This is a genomic window from Segeticoccus rhizosphaerae (assembly GCF_009192725.1).
Taxonomy (GTDB): Bacteria; Actinomycetota; Actinomycetes; order Actinomycetales; family Dermatophilaceae; genus Segeticoccus; species Segeticoccus rhizosphaerae.
Genome location: NZ_VOHR01000205.1, coordinates 1 through 6985, shown reverse-complemented (window position 1 = coordinate 6985; position 6985 = coordinate 1). Strand labels below are relative to the sequence as shown.

At 71.3% G+C, this 6985-nt stretch carries 7 protein-coding genes and 1 pseudogene; 3 read left to right on the top strand and 5 right to left on the bottom strand.

Features of this window, described 5'->3' with window-relative positions; genetic code table 11:
- From FRW57_RS14890 to FRW57_RS14875, 4 genes and pseudogenes are all read right to left on the bottom strand, one after another.
- A pseudogene (locus tag FRW57_RS14890) lies at positions 1-410 on the bottom strand (vWA domain-containing protein); the annotation flags it as partial.
- Positions 411-416: 6 nt separating this feature from the next.
- A complete protein-coding gene (locus FRW57_RS14885) occupies positions 417-1304 on the bottom strand; it encodes an AAA family ATPase (protein WP_238384770.1) in 888 nt (295 codons plus the stop codon).
- Positions 1305-1406: 102 nt separating this feature from the next.
- On the bottom strand, positions 1407-2075 hold the full coding sequence (locus FRW57_RS14880) for a nucleotidyltransferase family protein (RefSeq protein ID WP_238384769.1): 669 nt from the start codon (positions 2073-2075) through the stop codon (positions 1407-1409).
- A gap of 9 nt (positions 2076-2084) precedes the next feature.
- Positions 2085-3494: an NAD(P)/FAD-dependent oxidoreductase gene (locus tag FRW57_RS14875; RefSeq protein WP_137122410.1), complete on the bottom strand. Its 1410-nt coding sequence runs from the start codon at positions 3492-3494 to the stop codon at positions 2085-2087.
- 224 nt (positions 3495-3718) lie between these two features.
- Between FRW57_RS14875 and FRW57_RS14870 the strand changes: the two genes are divergently transcribed.
- From FRW57_RS14870 to FRW57_RS14860, 3 genes are read left to right on the top strand one after another with little or no spacing between them, the layout of a single operon-like run.
- Positions 3719-4876, top strand: coding sequence for a carbohydrate kinase (locus FRW57_RS14870; protein ID WP_137122409.1), 1158 nt, complete (start codon positions 3719-3721; stop codon positions 4874-4876).
- Complete coding sequence (locus FRW57_RS14865) at positions 4873-5802, top strand: pseudouridine-5'-phosphate glycosidase (RefSeq protein ID WP_137122408.1); 930 nt, start codon at positions 4873-4875, stop codon at positions 5800-5802. Before FRW57_RS14870 ends, FRW57_RS14865 begins: the two co-directional genes overlap by 4 nt.
- Before the next feature lie 37 nt (positions 5803-5839).
- Positions 5840-6172: a YqfO family protein gene (locus FRW57_RS14860; RefSeq protein WP_137122407.1), complete on the top strand. Its 333-nt coding sequence runs from the start codon at positions 5840-5842 to the stop codon at positions 6170-6172.
- A 12-nt stretch (positions 6173-6184) separates the two neighbouring features.
- Here FRW57_RS14860 and FRW57_RS14855 read toward each other — a convergent pair.
- Positions 6185-6985, bottom strand: an 801-nt coding sequence (locus FRW57_RS14855) for an SDR family NAD(P)-dependent oxidoreductase (protein ID WP_152186355.1), incomplete at its 5' end; no start/stop codon positions are given.

Sequence of the window (6985 nt, the reverse complement as noted above, 5' to 3'; positions counted from 1 at the left end):
CGTTCGGCCGGTGAGAGCTGGGCGATGTCCCGGTGCCGCAGCACCTCGTCGCCGCTCGCGATGGCGGCCAGGGGCCGGTCGTCGCGCTGCGCCTGCTCCGACCCCGGCTGCGCGGTCAGGGCCGCCTGTGCGACCGTGACGGGAGGAGCGTCGGTGCGCCGCCGCCGTGGCAGGTCCTCGTCGGAGAACCAGATCTCGAATGCCTTGTCATAGCAGTCGAGATCGTCGGGCGAGGCGCACAGGGTGGCTCGCCCCGACCAGTAGACGCCGCGGCGGTCACCGGCCCCGGCGAGGGCGGTGGCTCGCAGGAACGCCTGGGTCCGGTCGGCCGTCACCGCCATCCCGGCCTGCCGCAGCACGCGCGCGAAGGCGACGAGACCCTCGTCGGCCGCGAGCACCTCCTGGACCACGCGCCCTCACCCGGCCAGCACCGCGTCGAGCCGCCCCCGCACCCGGTCGGCGTCCTCGCGGTACTTCAGTACCGCGCCCAGGGTGGTGCCCGCCGCCTCGTTGTCGAGGTCGGCGTGGCCGAGCCGGTGCAGCGCCCGCGCCCAGTCGAGCGACTCCGCCACTCCCGGCGGTTTGAGCAGGTCTCCCGGCTCGCGCATCCGATGGACGGCTCGAGCCACCTGCTCCGCGAGCTGCCCGGACACCTCGGGCTGCCGGGTGCGGATGATCTGGACCTCGCGCGCAAGGCTCGGATGGTCCAGCCAGTGGTAGAGGCACCGGCGCTTGAGGGCGTCGTGCAGCTCTCTGGTGCGGTTGGACGTCAGCACGACCACCGGAGGCACCTCGGCGCGCACCACGCCGTACTCCGGGATCGTGACCTGTCCGGTCGACAGCACCTCGAGCAGGAAGGCTTCGAACTCGTCGTCGGCACGGTCGATCTCGTCGACGAGCAGCACCGCTCCCCCGGCGCGCAAGGCACGCAGGATGGGCCGGTCCAGCAGGTAGCGATCGGCGAACAGCGTTCCCTCCAGCTGCTCGACATCGAGACCCGGCTCCGCCGACTCGGCGGCCTCCACGGCGCGCAGGTGGAGGATCTGCCGGGGGAAGTCCCAGTCGTAGAGGGCCTGGCTCGCGTCGATGCCCTCGTAGCACTGCAGTCGGACCAGCGGGACGTCGAGGACCTGCGCCAAGCCCTCGGCCAGTGCCGTCTTGCCGGTGCCGGGCTCGCCCTCGAGCAGCAGCGGCCGCTGCATCGCCAGCGCCAGGAAGGTGATCGTCGACAGCCCGTCATCCGCCAGGTAGCCGGTCCTGTGCAGCCCGGCGGCGACCTCGTCCGGTGATGTGCACTCCCGCACGCCGTAGCCTCCTGTCTCGAGGGTCGATCTCAGGACTTCATGACCGCAGCGTATGCCGTCCGCACAAGTGGTCGCGCGGCTACCCGGAACCCCTGGGCCGGATCAGCCGGGACCAGTCTTCGGTGCCGGCGGCGAGTCGACGTCGGCGCCGGTCGCGAGATCCGCGCACTCCACGAGCTGCGCGCCGTGGCTGCGCAGGTAGGCCCCGGCGCCGCGGTCGCCGTCCACCGTCTCGCAGACTCCGGCCCAGTGGTTGCGGCCGATCAGCACGGGGTGGCCGACCCTGCCGGCGTAGGACGCCCGGACGAGAGCGTCCGGTGTGGCGCGCGGGAGCAGTCGGGCCACGACGTCGGCGCCGACGTCCGGCAGGTCCACGAGGTGCACGCAGGCACAGCACGGCGACTCGTCCGGCCCACCGTGATCTGCAGCCACGTCAGCTCGGACCATCAACGCCACCAGGCCCGCTCGCAGGGAGGAGCCCAGTCCCTGCGCCCAGTCGGCTGCTTCCACCACCTGCACCGGCCAGTCGGCCAGCCGCTCGGCAACTGCTTCCGAGGCCGCGCCCACCACCACCGTCACCTGGTCACAGCCGCCGGTCAGCAGCACCTCGGCCCCTCGCTCGGCCCAGGTGGCGTCCTGCCGTGCGCCCCTCACCCCGTCGGTGCGGAGAGCCTTCGGCCCACCGGCGCGGCGCCCGGCCCCAGCCGCGAGCAGCAGCCCGGCCACACGGCATACCCCGCGGACGCCATGGCTCGCCGACGCGTCGCTCACCCGACCGGGTCAGTCCTCGTCGCGCCGGGTCTGGCCCGGCCGGTCCAGCGAGGGCCGGAAGTCCTTGCCGAGCTGCTGCAGCGCGAGCCTGGCGAAGGTCTGCTGCTCGGTCACCGTCCGTTGGGCCCGGCCACGACCGAGGAAGCTCACCACCCAGTGCAACAGCGTGGTGATACGGCTCTTGAAGCCGATGATGTAGAACAGGTGGACCCCGAGCCACAGCAACCAGCCGAGCAGACCTGACATCCGCAGCCTGCCGATGCTGACGACCGCACTGAACCGCGAGATCGTCGCCATGCTGCCCTTGTCGAAGTAGTGGAAGGGCTGCCCGGTCTCACGACCCTCCAGCCGGCGGTGGATCTGGTCCGCGGCATACCGCGCCGACTGGATGGCCACCTGCGCCACCCCGGGGAGGTGGTCGAGGGTGATCATGTCGCCGACCACGAAGACCTCCGGGTGACCCGGCAGGGTCAGGTCGGGCTGCACCGGGATCCGGCCGGCCCGGTCGACCTGCAGGCCCACCTGGTCGGCCAGCTGCCGGCCGAGGGGGCTGGCGGAGACGCCGGCCGCCCAGACCTTGGCGACCGCGTCGATCCGCTCCCGCCGGCCGTCCTGGTGCTCCACGACGATCCCGGTGCGGTCCACGTCGACGACCTTCTGACCGAGTCGGATCTCCACCCCCATCTTGCGAAGTCGCCGGGCCGCCTTGCCACCGAGGCGGTCGCCGAAGGAGCCGAGGACCGAGTCCATCGCATCCAGCATGATGATCCGCGCCCGGGTGGGGTCGATGTGCCGGAAGTCGTGACGCAGCGTCCGTTTGGACAGCTCGGCGATCTGCCCTGCCATCTCGACCCCGGTCGCGCCCGCACCGATCACCACGAAGGTCATCAGCCGGTCGACGTCCTCGGTGCGCCCCGCAGCTGCGGCCAGCTCGGCCAGCTCGAACGACCCGAAGATCCGTCCTCGCAGCTCGAGGGCGTCATCGATGCTCTTCATGCCGGGCGCGTTGTCGGCGAACTCCTCGTGCCCGAAGTAGGACTGTCCCGAACCGGCGGCCACGATCAGGCTGTCGTAGTCATAGGTGTGCTCGCGCTCGAGGACGTGCGCGGTGACGGTGCGGTGCTCGAGGTCGATGTCGGTCACCTCTCCGAGCACCACGTCGGCGTTCTTCTGCCGGCTCAGCACCTCTCGGGTCGAGGGGGCGACCTCGCCCTCGGACAGGATGCCGGTGGTGACCTGGTAGAGCAGCGGCTGGAACAGGTGGTGGGTCGTCCGGGCGACGAGGGTGAGGTCGACGTCGGCCTTCTTGAGGGCCTTGGCCCCGAACAGGCCACCGAAGCCCGAGCCGATCACCACCACCCGGTGTCGCCCCCGTCGCCCGGTCGCGGGTGCCGTCGGTACCGTCTGGTCGGCGCTCATCGCTGTCCTCCAACGTCGTGGTCCACCCATCATGGCGGCCTTCCCCCCGGTTCAGCGACCGCGGCGGCCGGGACAATCCCGGCCGCGTTGTCTGACGCGTCACGCCCGAAGCTCCCTGCTTGGCAACGGCAGACTGGAGCTGATCCCGCGAGCGCAGCGACCGCCCGTCGCTGTGCGGTCGGTCGACTTGCTTAGAAACCTAAAGTTCCTTTACTCTTTCTAGTATGACGTTGACCGAGCGGGAGCGCGAGATCGTCGCGCTGTTGCGGGCGGACCCGATGATCACCCCCGCCCAGATCGCCGAACGCGTCGCCAGCAGCCGGGCCGCGGTCAACGTGCACCTGTCAAACCTCGGCAAGAAGGGGGCCATCCTCGGCCGCGGCTACATCCTGCGCGAGGACCGGGCGGTCGTCGTGATCGGCGGGGCCAACCTGGACGTCAAGGCCCGCAGCGCACGCTCCGTCACGCCGGGCACCAGCAACCCGGGTCACGCTTCGATGTCCCCCGGCGGGGTCGGGCGCAACATCGCCGAAGCCCTGGCCCGCCTCGGCACCAACACCCACCTAATCTGCGTCGTCGGCCGGGACCCGGCAGGCGAACGGCTGCTCGCCGACACCCGTGAGGCCGGGGTGCACCTGGACCATCTGCACCGCAGTGACGGCCCCACCGGCACCTACACGGCCGTGCTGGACGCCGACGGCGAGCTGGCCGTGGCCGTCTCCGACATGACCGCGACGCAGGAGCTGCGGCCCGAGCACGTGACCGGCGCGAGGGACCTCATCGGCAACGCCGACCTGCTCCTGCTCGACGGCAACCTGCCTGCGGACACCGTTGCCGCCGCCCTCGACCTCGGCCACGCCGCCGGCGTCCGGTGCGTCCTCGAGCCGGTCAGTGTGCCGAAATCGGCCGCCCTCGCGGCCCTCATCCAAGCCGACCGGCCGCTGTTCGCCATCACCCCCAACCGCGACGAGCTGCAGGCCATCACCGGCCTGCCGGCGGGCACCGAGCCACAGCTGCTCGCCGCCGTGTCGTCGCTGCACGACCGCGGCGTGCACCACGTCTGGGTGCGCCTCGGCGCACACGGCAGCCTCTTCAGCACCGCCGGCGAAGGGCACCAGCTCATCGCCGCCTGGCCGGTCGAGGTGGTGGACGTGACCGGCGCCGGGGACGCCATGCTCGCGGCGTTCGCCCACGCGCTCCTCACCGGCCACGAGCCGGCCGTTGCGGCACGGCACGGTCACGCGGCCGCCGCGCTGACCATCCAGAGCACCCACACCGTCCGACCGGACCTGACGCCCCGGCTCATCCAGGACGTCCTGCAACAGCAGGCCCAAGACACCCAAGAGACCCAGCACATCCCGGAAGGCACCAAGACCCCATGACGACACGGACCGCACCACACCCCGCCCTCACCCTGACCCCCGAGGTCGAGCAGGCCCTGCGCGACGGCCGTCCTGTCGTGGCCCTCGAGAGCACGATCATCAGCCACGGCATGCCCTACCCGCAGAACGTCGCCATGGCCACCGAGGTCGAGCAGATCCTGCGCAGCCACGACGTGGTCCCGGCGACCATCGCGGTGCTGCACGGAAAGCCGCGGATCGGCCTCGAGCCGGACGACCTGGAGCTGCTCGCATCGGCCCCCGACGTCGCGAAGGTCAGCATCCGGGACCTGCCGTATGTCGTGGCGAGAGAGCAGCACGGCGCCACCACCGTGGCAGCCACCATGCGCCTGGCCGCGCTGGCCGGCATCCGCGTGTTCGTCACTGGCGGGCTCGGCGGCGTCCACCGCGGGGCACCGCAGAGCTTCGACGTGAGCGCGGACCTCACCGAGCTGTCGACCACCGAGGTCGCCGTGATCAGCGCCGGGGTCAAGAGCATCCTCGACATCGGCCTGACCCTGGAGAAGCTGGAGACCCTCGGCGTGCCGGTCCTGTGCAACGGCACCGACGAGTTCCCCGCCTTCTACTCACGCCAGAGCGGGTTCGAGGCGCCGCTGCGCGTCGACGGCGCGGAGGAGATCGCCGCGATCATGCACGCCAAGTGGGATCTGGGCATCGCCGGCGGCATCGCCGTGGCCAACCCAATCGCCGCGCAGGACGAGATCCCCTCTGAGCGCATCTCGGGCATCATCGACCAGGCCCTCGCGGACATGAATAAGCGCGGGATCCACGGCAAGGACGCGACTCCCTACCTGCTCGGCCGGATCGTCGAGATCACTGGCGGCGAGAGCCTCACCGCCAACATCGCGCTGGTGAAGCAGAACGCCGTCCTCGGCGCACAGATCGCCACGGCCTACACCGCCGGGTGACCCGCGCCGGAGGAGGGTGCCGGATAGGTTGGCGGACATGAACGCCGGACCCAGGGATGTCCTCGTCTTCTACGCACCAGTCGGGGCGACGCAGTCCGTCCTCGACGCGATCTTCGCCGCGGGGGCCGGGGCAGTGGGTGACTACCGCGAGTGCGCCTTCACGGCGCGAGGCACGGGCCAGTTCCGGCCGGTCGCCGGCGCGAACCCGGTGATCGGTGCGGTCGGCGACCTCGAACGCGTCGCCGAGGACCGGGTCGAGGTCATGCTCCCGAGGAGCCGGCGGCGCGCGGTCGTGGCGGCCCTGCGGGCAGCCCACCCCTACGAGGAGCCGGCCTTCCACCTGATCGAGTGCGCCGACCCGGAGCACTGATCCGAGAGAGCTTCAGGGCTGGAGCAACGCCCCCGTGGCGGTCAGGATGCTCCGGCCGGTGGTGTCGACCAGCTTCTGCGCCGCGATGCTGCGCGCTTGCTCCGACGACTGGTAGCGCAGCGCAGGTGAGGGGTCGGCGGCGATCTGGCAGATGAGGTCGGCGACGGAACCGGGCGACTGACCGCCTCCACCCAGGTCGGCCATCATCGCGTTGTAGCGATCGATGAGCTCCCGGTAGGGATCGTCAGTGGTGATGTTGCCCACCGCGCCGCCGAGGTTCGCGAAGAATGCGGTGCGCACCGGTCCGGGCTCCAGCACCGAGATGTGCACGCCGAACTCGCGCATCACCGCGGCCAGGCCCTCCATGAGGCCCTCGACCGCGAACTTTGAGGCGTTGTAGGCATCGCTGAACGGCATACCCACCACACCGTTCATGCTCGTGACGGTGATGACCCGGCCGGCTCTGGCGGCCCGCATGCCGGGCAGCACGGCCTTGGTCACCCGCGCGACCCCGAGGAAGTTGAGCTCCATCGACTGCGCCAGCGCCTGGATGCTGAGTTGCTCCAAGGTGCCGCGGTGCCCAGCCCCCGCGTTGTTGACCAGCAGGCCCACACTGCCGTGGTCGGCGAGGACCGATCCGAGACACGCATCGACCGAGGCGTCGCTGGTGACGTCGAGCGCCCGCACCTCCACGGCCTGCTGCTCCATCGCCACCTGCCGCAACGCGTCCGCCGCGTCGGGGCGGCGAGCCGTGGCGACGACGTGCCACCCGGCCTCGGCCAGGGCCCGGGCGGCGGCCAAGCCGATTCCGCT